This is a genomic window from Streptomyces toyocaensis (genome assembly GCF_000725125.1).
GTDB classification, from domain to species: Bacteria; Actinomycetota; Actinomycetes; order Streptomycetales; family Streptomycetaceae; genus Streptomyces; species Streptomyces toyocaensis.
Map to the genome: position 1 here is coordinate 1 of NZ_JFCB01000078.1, position 254 is coordinate 254.

Annotated in this window: 1 protein-coding gene; it reads left to right on the plus strand. The window is 66.5% G+C overall.

Annotated elements, in window-relative coordinates; all coding sequences use genetic code 11:
* Positions 1 to 254, plus strand: a 254-nt coding sequence (locus BU52_RS37310) for a glycoside hydrolase domain-containing protein (protein ID WP_037941492.1), incomplete at both ends; no start/stop codon positions are given.

The window sequence follows — 254 nt, forward strand, 5'->3', positions numbered from 1 at the left end:
GCCCTGGAAGACCCAGAAGAACGTGCGCGAGGTGCTGTCCCGCCTGTACACCGGCAGCGAGATCGGCCAGGGCTACCACGGTGACGAGGACAACGGCGAGCAGTCGGCCTGGTACCTGTTCTCCTCGCTCGGCTTCTATCCTCTGGTCATGGGCAGCGGCGAGTACGCCATCGGCTCCCCGCTGTTCAAGAAGGTGACCGTGCACCTGGAGAACGGCCGCGAGCTGGTCGTCAAGGCCCCGCGCAACAGCGCCC